Raw genomic sequence first — 17,578 nt, forward strand, 5'->3', positions numbered from 1 at the left:
ATTCTCTGACAGGGGATAACTTTTATTGTTACGCTAAGAATAGGTAACAATAATAATATATGTCTACATATTATAAGGAAGGATTGAGTTTCTTCATTATAATATCTATGTTTTTTATAAGCTCATCATCGAATGTTATCTGTTTCTTTATTTTGTTTATTCCACTCATTACTGTAGTATGATCTTTTTTACCAAGTAGTTTACCGATTTCTTCCAGCGAAGCATCAGTGTGTTCTCTGCAGAGATACATAATTACCTGTCTTGGAAGTACAATCTCAGAATTTCTCTTCTTAGAAAAGATATCTTCTTTCTTGGCACTATATTGTTCACATACAGTATCTATTATTAATTGTGGAGTAATTACTTTGGATTTATCAGGATAAATAATATCCTTTAAAGCTTCCATAGCAATATCCAATGTAATATCAACGTTATTAAGTCTTGAGTAAGCAATGATTTTATTGAATGCGCCCTCTAATTCTCTGATGTTTGATTTGATATTTGTAGCTATATAATTTATTACTTCATCGTCTATATTTCTATGTTGTTCTTTAGCATTTTCACGCAGGATTGCCATTCTGGTCTCATAATCAGGAGATTGTATATCTGCAATAAGACCCATTTCAAATCTAGATCTTAATCTTTCTTCAAGTGTTTCCATTTCTTTTGGTGGTTTATCAGATGACAGGATTACCTGTTTACCTGCCTGATGTAACTCATTAAAGGTATGGAAAAATTCTTCCTGTGTTGATTCTTTTCCTATAATAAACTGAACGTCATCGACCATAAGAACATCTACGGTTCTGTATTTTTCACGAAGCTTTGCAGTTTTACCGCCTCGGATAGATTCGATAACTTCATTAGTAAACTGTTCGGAAGTAACATAAAGAACTTTTGCATTGTGGTTTTCTTCCAAAATAAAGTGACCAATTGAATGCATTAAGTGAGTCTTTCCAAGTCCAGGTCCACCATATAAGAAGAGTGGGTTATAAGTAATTCCCGGAGACTCCGCTACAGCTAATGAAGCTGAATGAGCAAATTTATTATTACTACCTACGACAAAAGTATCAAATCTATATTTTGGATTAAGATTTGATCTATCATAGTTAATACTGTTTGAAAACTGAGGTTGCTGCTCATTTTTAACTTCATTTTCATCTGTTTCTTCATTATTAATAATATCTTTCGATAAAATAAATTCTACTTCGAATTCATCTTCTAGAAACTCAGAAATTGAAACTTTGAAAAATATCATATAGTTCTTACTTATATATGAAAGAGCAACCGGATTATCCTGTGGAATTAGAATAGTAACAGTATTATTCTCTACTTTATAAATGGTAAGAGGTTCAATCCAGGTTCTATAAGAAATATCAGTGATACCTGATTCTATTCTTATTTGTTTTTTGATGATATCCCAATTAGATTTTAATTTGTTTGTAATTACATTAGATGATTGCATGAAAAAAACTCCCAAAAATGCATAATTTTAGACTTTAACTATTTTATATTAATTAGATTTAAATATCAAACAGATGTGTATATGTGGATAACTTTATTTTTTTACACTAAAAAATAAGTCATTGTGGATAAGTGTGTATTTATCCACTTTAAACTATCTACCGTTATAATTCGCATAAATACTGGACTTTGTAAAAGTTATAAACTAATAATAAACTTTGTTATCCACAAATTTTTAAATTAATGTGGATAAAATCAGGTATATGTGATTAATCAACATATTATCCACAAAATCAACATTTTGCTGTGGAAAACTTTTTAAAATACAACATATTGTTATCAATTTTTTGAAAAAAATTATGTATTTTATTTTTGATTTTATGGCGTTTTATGGCTTGACTGCTGCGTTTTTATTTATTATAATTATAAAGATTTTTTCCACACATGGATGCAATCAATGATCATTAAAAAATGATTATCTACTTTAAATTTTGATTTATAGTTTAAAAAAGGAGGTGTTTCCATAATGAAAATGACATTCCAGCCTCATAAGCTTCAGAGAGCCAGAGTACACGGCTTCAGAGCAAGAATGGCTACTAAGGGTGGTAGAAAAGTACTTGCTGCTAGAAGAGCAAAGGGAAGAAAGAGATTATCAGCATGATTTAAAGGCCGCAGTTAATGTGGCCTTTTTTACTAGTATTAAAAAGGAAATGATATGCTTTTTTCGGAATCATTAAAGAAAACAAGTGATTTTCGCAATGTTTATCAGAACGGCAAAAGTTATGCTAATAAGTTTATAGTTTTATATGTGTGGGAAAATGGCGGTTCTAATAATAAAATTGGGATATCATGTAGTAAGAAAATAGGGAACAGTGTTGTAAGGCACAGATTTTCAAGACTTGTTCGAGAATCATATCGATTACATGAAAATGCATTTAATAGTGGTTTGAATGTAGTAATCGTAGCCAGAGCCTGTGCAAGAGATGCAAGTTTTTTTGATATAGAAGAGTCTCTTATTAGCCTGGCTGGTAAGGCCCGCATAATAAAAAATGGCGGTATAAGTTAATGAAAAAAATACTTATCTTTTTAATTAAATTTTATAGAAAGTATTTATCTCCATTAAAAAGAACAAAATGTCCATATATTCCAACTTGTTCTGAGTATGGACTAGAAGCTATAGAAAAGTACGGAGCAATAAAAGGTTCATTATTAGCAGCTTGGAGAATTCTTAGATGTAATCCATTCTCAAGCGGTGGCTATGATCCTGTTCCGTGAATTTTCAGAGGAGGTTAATTTGTTAGGAGTTTTGTTGACCCAGTATCAGGGTAAGATTGTTGGTCCAGTAGCTTGGGTTTTAGGTCATTTGATGAATGGCATTTTTAATGCATTAAATGCAATCGGATTACCTAATATTGGTCTTGCAATTATTATTTTCACAACAGTAATAAATCTTTGTCTTCTTCCTTTAACTTACAAGCAGCAGAAATTCTCCAAGCTTCAGGCTAAAATGAGTCCTGAACTTAAAGCTATTCAGGAGAAATATAAAGGAAAAAAAGATAACGATTCAATGCTTGCCATGCAGGCAGAAACTAAAGAATTATATGCAAAGTATGGTGTTTCACAGACAGGTAGCTGTTTACAGCTTTTGATCCAGATGCCTATTTTAGTTGCTCTTTACAGGGTAATTTACTCTATGCCTGCATATGTTACTATTGTAAGAAATGCTTTTTATCCTTTAGTTGAACAACTTCGTTCTACTTCAGGAGCTGCTGAATTTGTTCAGGGACTTAAGAGTGCTGCAGCTTATTCCAAGCAGTTTTCAAATGAGCTTTTTACATCAGGAAATGTTCAGTATATTGAGAATACATATATCGATGTTCTCAATAAAGCTTCAACAGCTGATTGGACAAGTCTTTCTGATAAATTTACTGATCTCTCTTCTTCAATAGATCAGACTTATGCTGCTTTGAGCAGATTTAATAACTTCCTTGGTATGAACATAGGTGATAGTCCTATGTATATGATCCAGACCGCTTTTACAGATAAGAAGTTTCTTCTTTTATTAGGCGGCATAATGGTTCCTTTCCTTGCTGCATTTACTCAGTGGGTTAACACTAAGCTGATGCCTCAGACTACTGATCCTAATGCAAAGATTGATCCTAATGATCCTTCTGCTCAGATGCAGCAGTCTATGAAGACTATGAGTATAATGATGCCACTTATGTCTGCATTTTTTGCTTTGAGTCTTCCTGCAGGTATGGGTATTTACTGGATTATTGGTGCTGTTATCAGATCTATTCTTCAGATTCTTATCAATAAACACATTGATAAAACAGATATTGATGCTGAAATTGCTAAGAATACAGAGAAGTATAAAAAGAAAATGGAGAAAATGAAAACTTCTCCTCAGATGAATATGTACGCTAATATGTCTACAAGAAGTATTAGTAGTGCTGCCAAGAACACAACAGTTAAAGATGTTGATGTTGATAAGAAGGTAGCTAAGTCAAGAGAATTTTATGAGAAGAATAACATAAGAAAAGATTCTCTTTTAGCAAAAGCTAATATGGTAAAAGATTTCAACGAGAATATCAATAAAGAATGATTTTATGGGGAGGTTGTAATGGACTTTAAGGAATTTACAGCAAAAAATGTTGATGAAGCAATAACTGAAGCTTGTGAAGATTTTATGGTAACAAGTGACAGACTTGAATATGAGGTTATTTCTAACGGATCTACAGGCTTTCTTGGAATTAATTCTAAGCCTGCTGTAATTAAAGCCAGAGTGAAGGAAGATGCTGTTGAGAAGAATACTGTAGATAATACTTCTTCAAATACTTTTGCTTCCAGTGACATTAAAGTTGAAAAAAAGACAACTGAATCAGTTGTCACAACAAAAGCTGAATCAAATGTTGTTGATGGAAACGTATTTGTTGAAAGAGCTAATGATTTTCTTAAAGATGTTTTTGGCGCTATGAATATGGAAGTTTCAGTAAATACTAAGTTTAATTCAAATGATAATATACTGGATGTAGAACTTAGTGGAGCTGAGATGGGAGTTCTTATCGGTAAGAGAGGTCAGACTCTTGATTCATTACAGTATCTTATTTCTCTAGTAGTTAACAGGGATTCTGAAAACTATATACATGTTAAAGTAGATACTGAAAATTATAGAGAGAGAAGAAAAGCTACTCTTGAAAATCTTGCTAAGAATATTTCATATAAAGTAAGAAAAACAAGACAGTCTGTTGCTTTAGAGCCAATGAATCCATATGAGAGAAGAATAATTCATTCAGCTCTTCAGAATGACAGATATGTTACAACTCACAGTGAAGGTGATGAGCCATTTAGAAGAGTTGTAGTTACTCTTAAAAAATAATAATTATTGGGTTTTACCAATATTTTTAGAAGGCAAGAATCTGCTTATTTCAGTTTTGAAATTATTGTTTGCAGATTCTTGTTTTTCTTTATTATATTTTTTATATTTCATTTTAATTCATTTTTAAAAGATAATTCATTTTATAATATGAAATTGTATAGTATTATGTAAAAGCAAAATTATATTTTTATAAATTAAAAAAGGATTATTTATGGGTTCAGTTTTAAATAATTTTAGTAATGATACGATATGTGCTATTGCTACTGCAATGTCAGATGCAGGTATTGGTATTATCAGGGTAAGTGGAAAAAACGCTCTTGAAATATGTAACAAAATATATGTTTCTTCTAAAAAAGAACATAATCTTTTTTCGCATTCCCCCAACACAATTGTTTATGGTTTTATTTGTGATGAGAGTAGAGTAGAAGATGAACAAATAATTGATGAAGTTATGATTTCTTATATGAAAGCTCCACATAGTTATACAAGAGAAGATGTCATCGAAATCAATTCTCATGGTGGAATGATTGTAATGAATCAGATTTTAAATCTTCTTTTAGATAATGGTTGTAGGTTAGCTGAGCCTGGTGAATTTACAAAAAGAGCTTTTTTAAATGGTAGAATTGATCTTACTCAGGCAGAAGCTGTTATGGATATCATAAGTGCTCAAAATCAGTTTGCTCTAGAAAATTCAAAATCGCAGCTACAGGGAAAAATATCTGATAAAATTAAAGGTTTTAGAAAAGATATTATATATCAGATGGCATTTATAGAATCTGCTATTGATGATCCTGAGAACTATGATCTTGATGGTTATTCTGAAAAACTTAAAAGTATAGTTTCTTCTTTAATAAGTGATATTTCAAAATTAATTGATTCTTCTGATGAAGGAAAAATCAGGAAAGATGGAATCAAAACAGTAATTGTTGGTAAACCAAATGCCGGTAAGTCGTCATTATTAAATGTTCTTACCGGAGATGAACGTGCTATAGTAACTGATATTGCAGGTACTACAAGAGATATAATTGAAGAAACTGTCAGGCTCGGTGATATTGTTCTTCATGTCATAGATACTGCTGGTATCCGTAATACTGATGATATTATTGAAAAAATTGGCGTTGATAAAGCAAAAGAAAAAGTTAAAGAAGCTGATCTTGTTCTTTATATACTAGATTCGACTTCTGAAATTGATAACGAAGATAAAGATATTATCTCATTGTGTAACGATAAGAAAACTGTAGTCATTTTAAATAAAGATGATTTGTCTGATAATATTAAAATAACAGATGATATTATTCGCGTGCTGTTTTCAGATTATGAATATGATGTTTTACCTATTATTAAGACATCAATGATCAATGGAAACGGTATTGAACAATTAAAAAAAGCAGTAAGTGATCTTTTTCTTAATGGTCATATTGTTCCAAAGCATGAATTGTATATTACAAGTTTAAGACACAAGAATCTGTTAGTTGAAGCAAAGAATTCTTTAGACAAGGTTTTGGAAAGTATCGAATTAGGATTGTCTGAAGATTTTTATACAGTTGATTTAACCGGTGCATATGAAGCACTTGGAGAAATAATAGGAGAAGAAATTGGAGATGATCTTGCTAATGAGATTTTCTCTAAATTTTGTATGGGTAAATAATAATGGTAGATATTAGAGAAAAATTTGATGTTGCAGTAATTGGTGCTGGACATGCAGGATGTGAAGCAGCTTTAGCTTGTGCAAGACTTGGTCTTGAAACTGTTGTTTTTACTATGAGTGCTGACAATATCGCATTTATGCCTTGTAATCCTCATATCGGTGGATCATCTAAAGGGCATCTTGTTAGAGAGATTGATGCCTTAGGTGGTGAAATGGGAAAAGTTATTGATAAGACATTTTTACAATCTAAAATGCTTAACACTTCAAAAGGCCCTGCTGTTCACTCACTTAGATGTCAGGCAGATAAGATGGAATATTCCAAGGCTATGAAAAAAGTTTTGGAATCACAAAAGCATCTTTTTATAAAACAGGCCGAAGTTACTGAAATATTATTTGATGAAATAGAAGATAGTAGTAATAGTCATTATAAGAAAAAGGTTACTGGTGTAAAAATTTTTTCAGGTATTATATATGAGGCTAAGGCAGTTATACTATGCACTGGAACATATCTTAAAAGTAGATGTTTAACAGGAGAAGCTATTACTTATAGTGGGCCTAATGGACTGCTTCCTTCTAACTATTTATCTGAATCTTTATTAAAAGCCGGTATTGAACTTCGAAGATTTAAAACAGGAACCCCTGCAAGAATCGATGGAAATACAATAGATTTTTCTAAGATGTCGGAACAGTTTGGTGATGATCCTGTTATTCCATTTTCTTTTGATACTAATCCTAAAGATGTTCAAAAACCTCAGGTTTCATGCTGGCTTACATATACTAATGAAAAGACTCATCAGATAATTAGAGATAATATTGATAGATCACCTATTTATGCCGGAATTATTGAAGGTGTTGGTCCGAGATATTGTCCTTCAATAGAAGATAAAGTTGTTAAATTTCCTGATCATGATAGACATCAGGTTTTTGTTGAGCCTGAAGGAACATTTACAAATGAGATGTATATAGATGGTATGTCTTCATCATTACCTGAAGATGTTCAGATTGCAATGTATCGTTCTGTACCTGGTCTTGAAAATTCAAGAATTGTAAAAAATGCATATGCTATTGAATATGATTGTTTATGTTCAGGTCAGCTTAAGCCAACACTTGAAATTAAAAATATCCATGGATTATTTAGTGCAGGACAATTCAATGGTAGTAGTGGTTATGAAGAAGCTGCTGCACAGGGGTTATATGCAGGTATAAATGCATCTATGCAAATACTAAATAAGCCTGAATTATATATTGACAGGTCAGAAGGTTATATTGGTGTTCTTGTAGATGATCTTGTAACAAAAGAAAACCTAGAACCTTATAGAATGATGACCTCTAGAGCTGAATATAGATTGTTACTTCGTCAGGATAATGCTGATATAAGATTACGTTCTAAAGGACATGATGTTGGTCTGATATCAGATGAAAAGTATGACAAGCTTGTTACAAAAATAGAACAGATTAAAAAAGAAATTGATCGTTTAAAATCAACTGTAGTTGGTGCTAATAAAGATATACAGAAGTTTATGGAAGAACATGGAAGTTCTCCTTTGAAGACTGCTACTTCATTAGCTGAACTTATATGTCGTCCTGAATTTTCATATGAAACATTAAGGGATATTGATTCTAATCGACCAGAGTTATCCAATGATGTTATAGAACAAGTTGAAATATCAATTCGTTATGAGGGATATATTAATAGACAGGAAAGACAGGTTGAGCAGTTTAAAAAACTTGAACATAAAAAGATTCCTGCAGATATAAACTATGATGATGTATCAAGCTTGAGACTTGAGGCAAGACAGAAACTTAAGAAATTTATGCCTGTGAATATTGGACAGGCTTCAAGAATTGGTGGTGTTAATCCTGCAGATGTTTCTGTTCTTATTATTTATCTTGATTCTGTATATAGAGGAAATAAACATGAAGACTAAATATGCCAGAATGATTGAAGACTTTAATTTATATGGAATTACTCTTAGTGATTATCAGATTGAACAGTTTAATAAGTATTATGAATTACTTATTAAATGGAATGAAGTTATGAACTTAACTGCAATAACAGATTTTGATGAAATTTGTAAATTGCATTTTGTTGATAGTATTTCATCTTGTCAGTTTTTTGATTTTAAAGATCAAGAATATTCAGTTATTGATATAGGTACTGGAGCAGGTTTTCCAGGTATTCCTTTAAAAATTGTATTTCCTAATTTACATGTTACTTTATTTGATTCTTTAAATAAAAGATTAAAGTTTTTAGATGAAGTTATTACTACTCTTAATCTAAATGAATGTGGAAGTATAAAAACTCTTCATGGTAGAGCAGAGGACTTTGCTTCAACTTCACCAGATTCATTAAGAGAAAAATATGATATAGCAATATCAAGGGCTGTTGCTAATATGTCTACTTTGTCTGAGTATTGCCTGCCTTATGTTAAGGTTAATGGTAAGTTTATTGCATATAAAAGTGATAAATTATCTGATGAACTTTTAAATGCAAAAGGTGCTATACATTTACTAGGTGGTAAGATAAATTCAATTAATGATTTTGTTTTACCAGATACAGATATTAAAAGAACTATATGTATAGTAGACAAGGTTGAAAAGACCTCTAAAAAATATCCACGTAAAGCAGGTGTTCCTTCTAAGCAACCACTATAAATAATAGATATTGTGGTGTTAATATTTTATTTATAAATGTTTCACGTGAAACATTCAATTTAGACACAATTGTAATACTAAAAATTGTTTCACGTGAAACATTATGATACTAAATATAGTAATTGCTTTGTGAAACATTCAAAAACGAATAAAATTGTATAGTAAAACGTTACAATTACAAACACAATATATAGAAAAAACTGTTATATTATTAGAAAAATAAAATAAAATATAAAATAATATAATCTGAATAATAAAATTGTGCTAAAATCATATTAGTGATTTTTATACTGTAGGAATCAAACTAATCTATAATATAAAATGAACTCCGCTATGGCAGTATTACAAATAATAGTTTTTTACAAAAGTATTATCTGGCTATTAAAAGTAATAATTCCACTAGCGGAATTATTATTGTGTGGAGGAAAAATGGGTAGAGTAATAGCAATTGCAAACCAAAAGGGTGGAGTAGGTAAGACAACAACATCTATTAACTTATCAGCTTCATTGGCTGAAAAAGGAAAAAGAGTATTGGTTATTGATACAGATCCCCAGGGAAATACTACAAGTGGATTAGGCTTAGATAAAAACGAACTGGAAAATACAATATATGAATTAATGATTGGTGAATGTACAATACAAGAAGCAATAGTAAAAAATGTCACAGATAGATTAGATATTATTCCTTCAAACGTAAATCTGGCTGCAGTAGAAATTGAATTAATAGATGCAGAGCAAAAGGAATACATATTAAAAAACGCTCTTAGTAAAGTAAAGGATAAATATGATTTTATAATCATAGATTGTCCTCCTTCATTAAGTATGCTGACAGTAAATGCAATGACATCAGCAAATACAGTTTTAGTTCCAATACAATGTGAGTATTATGCCTTAGAAGGATTAAGCCAATTAGTACACACAGTAAATTTGGTAAAAGATAGATTGAATCCGGACCTTGAGATGGAAGGCGTTGTATTTACAATGTTTGATTCAAGAACAAATCTTTCACTTCAAGTTGTTGAAAATGTAAAAGAGCATATACAGGAAAATGTATATAAAACAATAATTCCAAGAAATATAAGATTGGCAGAAGCACCAAGTTATGGATTACCAATAAATATTTACGAACCAAAATCAGCTGGAGCAGAAGCATATAGATTACTTGCTGAGGAAGTTATAGCAAGAAAATTCTAAAAAATATAAAATCCAATAATTAAAATGGAGGAACAATGGCAGCAAAAAATGTAAAAAGGGGTCTTGGAAAAGGATTAGACTCTATTATTCCTGCAAAAGTAACAGTGCAGAAAGAAACAAAAATCGAAGAGAATCATATTGATGGTCAAATAGTAAATGTAAATATTACTAAAGTTGAACCGAATAGAAATCAGCCAAGACAGACATTTGACGAGGATGCTCTTCTTGAACTTGCAGATTCTATAAAGCAGTTCGGCATAGTTAATCCACTTATAGTAGTTGATAAGAAAGACCATTATGAAATAGTTGCAGGTGAAAGAAGATGGCGTGCAGCAAAAAAAGCAGAACTTAAAGAAATACCTGTTATAATCAAAGATCTTAGTGAAAGAGAATGCGCTGAAATAGCTATTATTGATAACACACAAAGAGAAGATATTAATGCTATTGAAGAAGCTCTTGCCTACAAAAAATTGATAGATGATTATGATTACACACAAGATCAGGTTGCTGAGAAAGTATCAAAGAGTAGAGTGTACATTACAAACTCATTACGACTTTTGAAACTTTGTGAAAAAGTCAGACAGATGGTTATCGATGGTTTAATCTCAACAGGTCATGCAAGAGCACTTATCTCAATCGAAGATCCTGAGGAACAATATAACATTGCTCAGGAAGTATTTGATAAAAAATTAAGTGTTAGAGAAACAGAAAAACTTGTTAAGAATCTAGGAAAGAGTAATAAAAAGAAAATACAAAAAAATAATGCGAGTATAGAAGCAGTATATTCAGATGTCGCAGAGAAATGCAAACAGGCTCTTGGCACAAAGGTTGAAATTTCATCAAAGGGAGAAGGTGCCGGTAAAATAGAAATCGAATTCTACAATAATGATGACTTAGAAAAAATCATTGCTAGAATTTGTCAGGAGTAACAATTATTGCACTAAATTTTTAGTAAATGTATGTATATGAAATATTAGTATTAGATACAAAGTATGAAATGAAAAAAGATATTTGAATAAGATTTGTTTTAGGGGAGTAGATAATGAGCAGCAACATTTTTAGTATGATAGGATTATCTGGAATTGATCCTGCGATAATCTTTATGGTTATGCTGATTATAATTGTCATAGCTTTTGTTTTATTAGTACTTCAAGCAAACAGGATAAAGAAGCTTGAAAAGAAATATGAGAAATTCATGACAGGAAAAGATGCATCTTCTTTGGAAGATGAGATAGCAGGTCTTTTTCATGACAATCGAATTATCAGATCAGAAAATGAAAAAAATAGAAAAGACATAATTGATATAAACAAACGTCTTACAAATTCTTTTCAGAAAATTGGTTTGGAAAAATATGATGCCTTTAACCAAAATGGCGGAAAACTTAGTTTTGCAATTTGTATGCTTGACGAGAATGATAATGGATTCCTTTTGAATTCAGTTCATAATTCAGATGGAATGAACTATTCTTATTCTAAAGAAATAAACGCAGGTATATCTGATGTGGAATTGAGTAGTGATGAAAAGAGAGCATTAGAAAAAGCAATTGCAAGTGTGAATAGATAATACCAAAAATTAGTAAAGTATAATTATCAGTTTTATTCTGATAGAAAATATATTATTGGAGGAGATCAAAAATGATCGATATTAAATTTTTAAGAGAAAATCCTGATGTAGTAAGAGAAAACATTAAGAAAAAATTCCAGGATGAAAAACTTCCTCTTGTAGATGAAGTAATAAAGTTGGATGAACAGAGAAGAACAAACCAACAGGAAGCAGATGAAATCCGAGCACACAAGAATAAGATTTCAAAAGAAATTGGCGGACTGATGGCTCAGGGCAAAAAAGATGAGGCTATGGCTCTTAAGGACGAAGTTGCTAAAGAAGCAAAACGACTTGAAGAGTTAGAAGAAAACCAGAAGAAACTTGATGAAGAAGTAACAAATAAAATGATGATCATCCCTCAGATTATTGATGAATCTGTTCCGATTGGAAAGGATGATTCTCAGAATGTAGAGATAGAAAAGTTTGGTGAACCTGTCGTTCCTGATTTTGAAATTCCTTATCATACAGATATTATGGAATCGTTCAATGGTATTGACCTTGATGCTGCAAGAAGAGTAGCAGGAAATGGTTTCTATTATCTTATGGGTGATATTGCAAGATTACATTCTGCAGTTATTTCTTATGCACGTGATTTCATGATTGATAGAGGATTTACATATTGCGTTCCACCATTTATGATTCATGGAAATGTTGTAGCCGGTGTTATGAGTTTCCCTGAAATGGAAGCGATGATGTATAAAATTGAAGGCGAAGACTTGTATCTTATCGGAACAAGTGAGCATTCTATGATTGGTAAATTTATTGATCAGATCATTCCTGAAGAAGAAATGCCAAAAGCTCTTACAAGTTATTCACCATGTTTCAGAAAAGAAAAAGGCGCTCATGGTATTGAAGAGAGAGGTGTTTATAGAATACACCAGTTCGAAAAGCAGGAGATGGTTGTAATATGTAAACCTGAAGAGTCAAAGGTTTGGTATGATAAGCTTTGGAAAAATACTGTTGATCTTTTTAGATCAATGGATATTCCTGTACGTACTTTGGAATGCTGTTCAGGAGATCTTGCTGATCTTAAGTGCAAGTCATGTGATGTTGAAGCATGGTCACCAAGACAGAAGAAATACTTTGAAGTAGGTAGCTGCTCTAACCTTGGAGATGCACAGGCAAGAAGACTTAAGATAAGAATCAAAGGTAAAGATGGCAACTATCTTGCTCATACTTTAAATAATACAGTAGTAGCTCCACCAAGAATGCTTATTGCATTTTTGGAAAATAATCTTCAGGCAGACGGAAGTGTTCGCATTCCTGAAGTTCTTCGTCCTTACATGGGAGGAAAAGAAGTCCTTACCCCAGTAAAATAAATACTATTTTGAAAAGAGGTGAAATCTATTTGCATAAATTCTTAAGAGCAGTTGGCTTTTCAAAATTAAAAGATAGAAAAGAATTAACAAAACTTATTACATACAGCATACATAATGCAAATAGCAGGAATTATGCAACTACAGCTGAAGATGGAATGATTGCAGAGTTCATAAAAGATTTTGCCGATGATATTGGAATTGTAATTTGTGGTGAGTTTGATGAGGAGGATAAATTCATTTTTGAATATTATTATCCTTATCTGACTCCATCTGCCATTAGTACTGAAGAAGATATTAATGTTGAAAGGCATGCAGCGCACGTATCCTATGCCGGAATATGCAATGAGACAAGAGTAGGAGTGACACTGATTTTTTATCTTCAGAATATGATTCCATATATAAAGTATGAGAACGAGAATAAATTTCCTATTCGAGGAACCACATTAAGTCTTTCGGCACTTTCTACTAAAGGTCAGATAATGATGCCGATAGCCAAGACTGAAGAGGAAAAAGAAGTAGCCAGAAAAAAGACAGATTATAGAAATAAGCTTATCAATAATGCCAGAAGAGGAGATGAAACAGCAATAGAATCACTGACATTGGATGATATGGATCTTTATACATCTATTTCAAAAAAAATCAGAAAGCATGATGTATATAGTCTGGTGGATACTTATTTTATGCCTTATGGTGTGGAATGTGATCACTATTCAGTACTTGGTGAGATAATCGAAACACGAAAAGTAATAAATAAGATTACACAGGAAGGTGTTTACATAATGCGGATAAATTGTAATGATCTACAATTTGATCTTTGCATTAATGAGGCAGATCTTCTTGGAGAACCAGCAATTGGTAGAAGATTTAAAGGAAATATTTGGATGCAGGGAAAAATTAATTTTCCTCATTCAAAGTAGGAATAAAAATGAGAAAGGAGATAGATATGGCAACACCACACAATAGTGCAGAGAAAGGTGACATAGCAAAGACCGTACTGATGCCAGGAGATCCATTAAGAGCAAAATTTATCGCAGAAAACTTTCTTACAGATGTAAAATGCTTTAATGAAGTAAGAGGAATGCTCGGATTTACCGGAAAGTATGAAGGTAAAGAAGTATCTGTAATGGGACATGGAATGGGTATCCCATCAATTGGCATCTATACCTATGAACTGTTCAATTTTTATGATGTTGATAATATTATCAGAGTTGGTAGCGCAGGTGGAATGCAGGATTATGTAAATGTGCGAGATATTATTTTCGCAATTGGAGCACATACAGATTCCAATTATGGATTCCAGTTTGGACTTCCGGGAACATTCTGTCCAACAGCAACATATGATATTCTCGAAAAAGCAGTAAACATTGCAAGAGAAAAGAAAGTAAGATTCCATGTAGGAAATGTATTAGCTTCTGATGCTTTTTATAAGAAGTGTGATGAGGGTGATCGTTATAGAAAACTAGGAACTCTTGCAGTTGAGATGGAAACAGTAGCTTTATACATGAACGCTGCAGAAGCAGGAAAGAATGCATTAACTATACTTACTGTATCAGACCATCTATATAAATCAGAAGAACTGTCAGCAGCTGAAAGACAGACAAGTTTTACTGATATGATGGAGATTGCGCTTAAAACTGCAATCCAGCTATAATTATTCAAAAGATACATATAAGAAGTAATATGTAATAATTCATGGAATTGGTAAATTGTATTTATAATACTTTTTAACAATTCCATGAATAAATTGTAATATAAAACCAACTTTAAAATTGTAATAAATAATGTTAATTTGATAATAAAATAACAAAATATAATATATAATATACATCTCAATCGAAGTCGACAGTTATAACTTATTCGATTTCCTTGCATATAATAATTATCAGAAATAATTTGATTAAAAATCGCCAAGTCAGCTTGCTAGTAATTCTTGATTTGGAGGTATGCATGTGTTAATATACTATTTGTTACGTTGTTAACACAGAAATACATTCTAATTGGTTCTCGTAGTTTAACGGATAAAACAAGCGCCTCCTAAGCGCTAGCTATGGGTTCGATTCCCGTCGGGAACATCTAAGAAGTCTTTTAACAGACTTCTTTTTTTTCTATCCATAATTAATTGACATTGCCTTAAAGGCATGGCTATAAAGAAAGCATTTATCGTCTTTAAAGGTAAAAACAATACATCATACATGTTGGTAAAGACTTTATCGCAGCAGCACTATTTACTGACAAATTCTTTTGTAGAATATTTTAAAATGAAGATGGAATAGTGCATGATAATGAGTTGCAGGCGAGCATTGAGTTGGAGAATGTTGTATTATGCAGATTAAAATCGGAGAATTTGAATACTCAGAATGCTGGGATGGCGTTTTTTATAAAAAACTTTCTGATTATCCGACAATTACAGAATGGGAAATACAGTCTGCTCTTGACTTTGAGAACTATGAAAAAAGTAATGGTAGAGAATGTGATATAGAAGCTTCAGAGGACATACTTAGTAAAATAAATATATATAGAGCAAAATATGAAAGTGGATATCGGGTATCTCCGCCCGAAATAATAACAGAGTGTACTGCTTGTCCGAAGTATAAAGGGTGTTTAACTGAACTTGTATGTCACACATCGTCTATAGAAAATGCTATCAAAATAATTGAATGTGGACGACTTCTTTCACCGGTGCGCGCCAGAAAAATGTCAGCAAGAGAGCTTCGTGAAGAGAAGAGGAATGCTGCTAATGATCCAGAAGATTATTTTGATTACATAATGTTTGCATGGGGAAATTGTCAGGCCGGAGACAGGCTTGTGATGGAAAGAAAATTAGGGAGATTTCCAGATGAAAAGGATCTTAGTACAGATTTCACTCCAGGAGTTCGCTTCTTTTTTAGATATAAAGATCTTGCTTCTCATCCTGATGCAGTTTTTGAAGGAGTTTTGCCACTTAAGGTCAAAAACGAAGTAGTATTGAAAGACTATGTACTTAGGATTGTAGTACCGGCTGATTATAGAGAACTGTTAGAATCGCATATTCCAAGTAATCTTTCTTCTAAAGTATCTTTTCTTAAGAATGACACAAAAGACATATGGGAGTGGTCAGAGAAGGTGTATGAATTTGTAAGAAAATATGACAGGTAAGTACTTGTAGATATTCATAATGAAATTACAAAACACACATATACTATTGGTTTCATGAAAATAAGATTCAGATACAAATGAGCCTTTCGAGGAAAGTCTACTTTTATCAGCTAGTTGGTGTGATATCTTAAATGAATAATTCAAGATATTATGCATTCTTTGGTTTTATATACAAGAATGTATAGTTTAATTATAACGATTCTCTCTATATGATTATAAGATTACCACTGATATCATAATAATTGTAAAAGCGCTGATACAAAAAACTACTACAACAAAATTAAAAAGTAGTGGTAGGAATAAACTTTAAACAATGACGTTAACAAGGTATCCAATATAAGTGGTATAGAATAAGATTATAGATAGTGTCAAATGATCTATGAAAAAACTGAGTAGAAAAAATAGGCTCAGATGAACCTTGAAAATTGCAGATATATAGGTTGAGGTAGCCGGACGCCACCCTTGACAGCACAAAAAATAACTGCTGACGGTTAATCACCGACGGCGAAGAACTCAAGAACAATCAGATTTTCTCCGTCGTTTGCAGCAGTGTAGCAGTTATTTTTTGTGCCATCAAGGGCAAGCCGCTAAAGCGGTGGCTAGGTTAATACCTCGGGCTCAGAATCTAAGAACAATCAGCTGGCAGCCTGAAGTTCAAGTATCTTCTTCTGACCGAAGTAGATCATCAGCTGCCACCTAGCGGGCATGTTTTCAGCCTTTGACAGAATCTCATCTACAACTGGAGGCCTGTAATCATTGTGCTTATGCGGCCTCAGGAAGTTATAATACGCAACCCAGAGAGTCAGATCATAGTTGGCGCCATCGTAATTGTCGAATCCATTAGTGATGCGATATGAGGCTTTATAAGTACGGTTAAGGCGTTCAATCATCTGCTTGAAAGGACGGTATTCCTTGGATACTTCGTCTTCGTTCTGGAGACCGATTACCTGAGTGATTTCAAACTTGAGCTTTTCTCCAAACTCGTGGAAAAACTGCTGTGCAGCTAAAGGATAGGCACTGTAACCATCAGCTATAAACTTAAAGTTCTTGGGAAGTTCAGTGATACCTTTTAAGGCCATTCTCATGGCGAGGATGCACGGACCAACACCTCTGTTATCGGATACCTGATAGCCAATGATGGCTCTGGATGCAGCATCAATTATGAGCCAGATATAGCTTTTAAT

17 protein-coding genes and 1 tRNA gene are annotated in these 17,578 nt (G+C 32.3%); 16 read left to right on the plus strand and 2 right to left on the minus strand.

Going from position 1 to position 17,578, the window contains the following annotated elements:
* Positions 1 to 70 precede the first annotated feature (70 nt).
* Entirely contained in the window at positions 71 to 1,462 is a 1,392-nt protein-coding gene (dnaA, locus tag BM086_RS16305; protein WP_092329557.1) for a chromosomal replication initiator protein DnaA, read from the minus strand.
* Between the two features lie 525 nt (positions 1,463 to 1,987).
* Between dnaA and rpmH the strand changes: the two genes are divergently transcribed.
* The 16 genes from rpmH (at position 1,988) to BM086_RS16385 (ending at position 16,394) form a co-directional block, all read left to right on the plus strand.
* Positions 1,988 to 2,122 (plus strand): 50S ribosomal protein L34, encoded by a 135-nt coding sequence (gene rpmH, locus BM086_RS16310; RefSeq protein ID WP_013282343.1) that lies wholly within the window; start codon positions 1,988 to 1,990, stop codon positions 2,120 to 2,122.
* Between the two features lie 54 nt (positions 2,123 to 2,176).
* Positions 2,177 to 2,527 (plus strand): ribonuclease P protein component, encoded by a 351-nt coding sequence (gene rnpA, locus BM086_RS16315; RefSeq protein ID WP_092329562.1) that lies wholly within the window; start codon positions 2,177 to 2,179, stop codon positions 2,525 to 2,527.
* Positions 2,527 to 2,736, plus strand: a complete 210-nt coding sequence (gene yidD / locus BM086_RS16320; RefSeq protein ID WP_092329567.1) for a membrane protein insertion efficiency factor YidD — start codon at positions 2,527 to 2,529, stop codon at positions 2,734 to 2,736. The genes rnpA and yidD overlap by 1 nt, the downstream gene beginning before the upstream one ends.
* 19 nt (positions 2,737 to 2,755) lie before the next feature.
* Positions 2,756 to 4,066, plus strand: coding sequence for a YidC/Oxa1 family membrane protein insertase (locus tag BM086_RS16325; protein WP_092329626.1), 1,311 nt, complete (start codon positions 2,756 to 2,758; stop codon positions 4,064 to 4,066).
* A gap of 18 nt (positions 4,067 to 4,084) precedes the next feature.
* On the plus strand, positions 4,085 to 4,840 hold the full coding sequence (jag, locus tag BM086_RS16330) for an RNA-binding cell elongation regulator Jag/EloR (RefSeq protein WP_092329572.1): 756 nt from the start codon (positions 4,085 to 4,087) through the stop codon (positions 4,838 to 4,840).
* A gap of 211 nt (positions 4,841 to 5,051) precedes the next feature.
* Positions 5,052 to 6,488, plus strand: coding sequence for a tRNA uridine-5-carboxymethylaminomethyl(34) synthesis GTPase MnmE (gene mnmE, locus BM086_RS16335; RefSeq protein WP_092329576.1), 1,437 nt, complete (start codon positions 5,052 to 5,054; stop codon positions 6,486 to 6,488).
* Between the two features lie 2 nt (positions 6,489 to 6,490).
* Positions 6,491 to 8,416, plus strand: a complete 1,926-nt coding sequence (mnmG, locus tag BM086_RS16340) for a tRNA uridine-5-carboxymethylaminomethyl(34) synthesis enzyme MnmG (RefSeq protein WP_092329580.1) — start codon at positions 6,491 to 6,493, stop codon at positions 8,414 to 8,416.
* The gene (rsmG, locus tag BM086_RS16345) at positions 8,406 to 9,143 is read left to right on the plus strand and encodes a 16S rRNA (guanine(527)-N(7))-methyltransferase RsmG (RefSeq protein WP_092329584.1); all 738 of its coding nucleotides are present in this window, start codon (positions 8,406 to 8,408) and stop codon (positions 9,141 to 9,143) included. The genes mnmG and rsmG overlap by 11 nt, the downstream gene beginning before the upstream one ends.
* A 429-nt stretch (positions 9,144 to 9,572) precedes the next feature.
* On the plus strand, positions 9,573 to 10,337 hold the full coding sequence (locus BM086_RS16350) for a ParA family protein (protein WP_092329589.1): 765 nt from the start codon (positions 9,573 to 9,575) through the stop codon (positions 10,335 to 10,337).
* A gap of 35 nt (positions 10,338 to 10,372) precedes the next feature.
* Entirely contained in the window at positions 10,373 to 11,266 is an 894-nt protein-coding gene (locus BM086_RS16355; RefSeq protein ID WP_092329594.1) for a ParB/RepB/Spo0J family partition protein, read from the plus strand.
* Positions 11,267 to 11,379: 113 nt separating this feature from the next.
* The gene (locus tag BM086_RS16360; RefSeq protein WP_092329599.1) at positions 11,380 to 11,901 is read left to right on the plus strand and encodes a DUF4446 family protein; all 522 of its coding nucleotides are present in this window, start codon (positions 11,380 to 11,382) and stop codon (positions 11,899 to 11,901) included.
* Positions 11,902 to 11,972: 71 nt separating this feature from the next.
* The gene (gene serS, locus BM086_RS16365; protein WP_092329602.1) at positions 11,973 to 13,259 is read left to right on the plus strand and encodes a serine--tRNA ligase; all 1,287 of its coding nucleotides are present in this window, start codon (positions 11,973 to 11,975) and stop codon (positions 13,257 to 13,259) included.
* Positions 13,260 to 13,288: 29 nt separating this feature from the next.
* The gene (locus tag BM086_RS16370) at positions 13,289 to 14,176 is read left to right on the plus strand and encodes a DUF3881 family protein (RefSeq protein ID WP_092329605.1); all 888 of its coding nucleotides are present in this window, start codon (positions 13,289 to 13,291) and stop codon (positions 14,174 to 14,176) included.
* A 26-nt stretch (positions 14,177 to 14,202) separates the two neighbouring features.
* Positions 14,203 to 14,910 carry a purine-nucleoside phosphorylase gene (deoD, locus tag BM086_RS16375; protein ID WP_092329608.1) on the plus strand — a complete coding sequence of 236 codons (708 nt, stop codon included), beginning with the start codon at positions 14,203 to 14,205 and terminating at the stop codon, positions 14,908 to 14,910.
* Positions 14,911 to 15,259: 349 nt separating this feature from the next.
* A tRNA-Arg gene (locus tag BM086_RS16380) sits at positions 15,260 to 15,331 on the plus strand.
* 250 nt (positions 15,332 to 15,581) lie between these two features.
* Positions 15,582 to 16,394 carry a hypothetical protein gene (locus tag BM086_RS16385; protein ID WP_092329611.1) on the plus strand — a complete coding sequence of 271 codons (813 nt, stop codon included), beginning with the start codon at positions 15,582 to 15,584 and terminating at the stop codon, positions 16,392 to 16,394.
* A gap of 635 nt (positions 16,395 to 17,029) precedes the next feature.
* On the opposite strand, the gene BM086_RS16390 is transcribed toward BM086_RS16385, so the two are convergent.
* Positions 17,030 to 17,578, minus strand: a 549-nt coding sequence (locus BM086_RS16390) for an integrase core domain-containing protein (protein WP_141107718.1), incomplete at its 5' end; no start/stop codon positions are given.

Origin of the sequence: Butyrivibrio sp. YAB3001 (genome assembly GCF_900112195.1) — a bacterium.
In the GTDB taxonomy this organism is placed as follows: domain Bacteria; phylum Bacillota; class Clostridia; order Lachnospirales; family Lachnospiraceae; genus Butyrivibrio.

Excerpts from the sequence above, each read along its gene's own strand:
- dnaA (WP_092329557.1), bottom strand. The coding sequence starts at position 1,462 with ATGCAATCATCTAATGTAATTACAAACAAATTAAAATCTAATTGGGAT.
- rpmH (WP_013282343.1), top strand. The coding sequence starts at position 1,988 with ATGAAAATGACATTCCAGCCTCATAAGCTTCAGAGAGCCAGAGTACAC.
- rnpA (WP_092329562.1), top strand. The coding sequence starts at position 2,177 with ATGCTTTTTTCGGAATCATTAAAGAAAACAAGTGATTTTCGCAATGTT.
- yidD (WP_092329567.1), top strand. The coding sequence starts at position 2,527 with ATGAAAAAAATACTTATCTTTTTAATTAAATTTTATAGAAAGTATTTA.
- jag (WP_092329572.1), top strand. The coding sequence starts at position 4,085 with ATGGACTTTAAGGAATTTACAGCAAAAAATGTTGATGAAGCAATAACT.
- mnmE (WP_092329576.1), top strand. The coding sequence starts at position 5,052 with ATGGGTTCAGTTTTAAATAATTTTAGTAATGATACGATATGTGCTATT.
- mnmG (WP_092329580.1), top strand. The coding sequence starts at position 6,491 with ATGGTAGATATTAGAGAAAAATTTGATGTTGCAGTAATTGGTGCTGGA.
- rsmG (WP_092329584.1), top strand. The coding sequence starts at position 8,406 with ATGAAGACTAAATATGCCAGAATGATTGAAGACTTTAATTTATATGGA.
- BM086_RS16350 (WP_092329589.1), top strand. The coding sequence starts at position 9,573 with ATGGGTAGAGTAATAGCAATTGCAAACCAAAAGGGTGGAGTAGGTAAG.
- BM086_RS16355 (WP_092329594.1), top strand. The coding sequence starts at position 10,373 with ATGGCAGCAAAAAATGTAAAAAGGGGTCTTGGAAAAGGATTAGACTCT.
- BM086_RS16360 (WP_092329599.1), top strand. The coding sequence starts at position 11,380 with ATGAGCAGCAACATTTTTAGTATGATAGGATTATCTGGAATTGATCCT.
- serS (WP_092329602.1), top strand. The coding sequence starts at position 11,973 with ATGATCGATATTAAATTTTTAAGAGAAAATCCTGATGTAGTAAGAGAA.
- deoD (WP_092329608.1), top strand. The coding sequence starts at position 14,203 with ATGGCAACACCACACAATAGTGCAGAGAAAGGTGACATAGCAAAGACC.
- BM086_RS16385 (WP_092329611.1), top strand. The coding sequence starts at position 15,582 with ATGCAGATTAAAATCGGAGAATTTGAATACTCAGAATGCTGGGATGGC.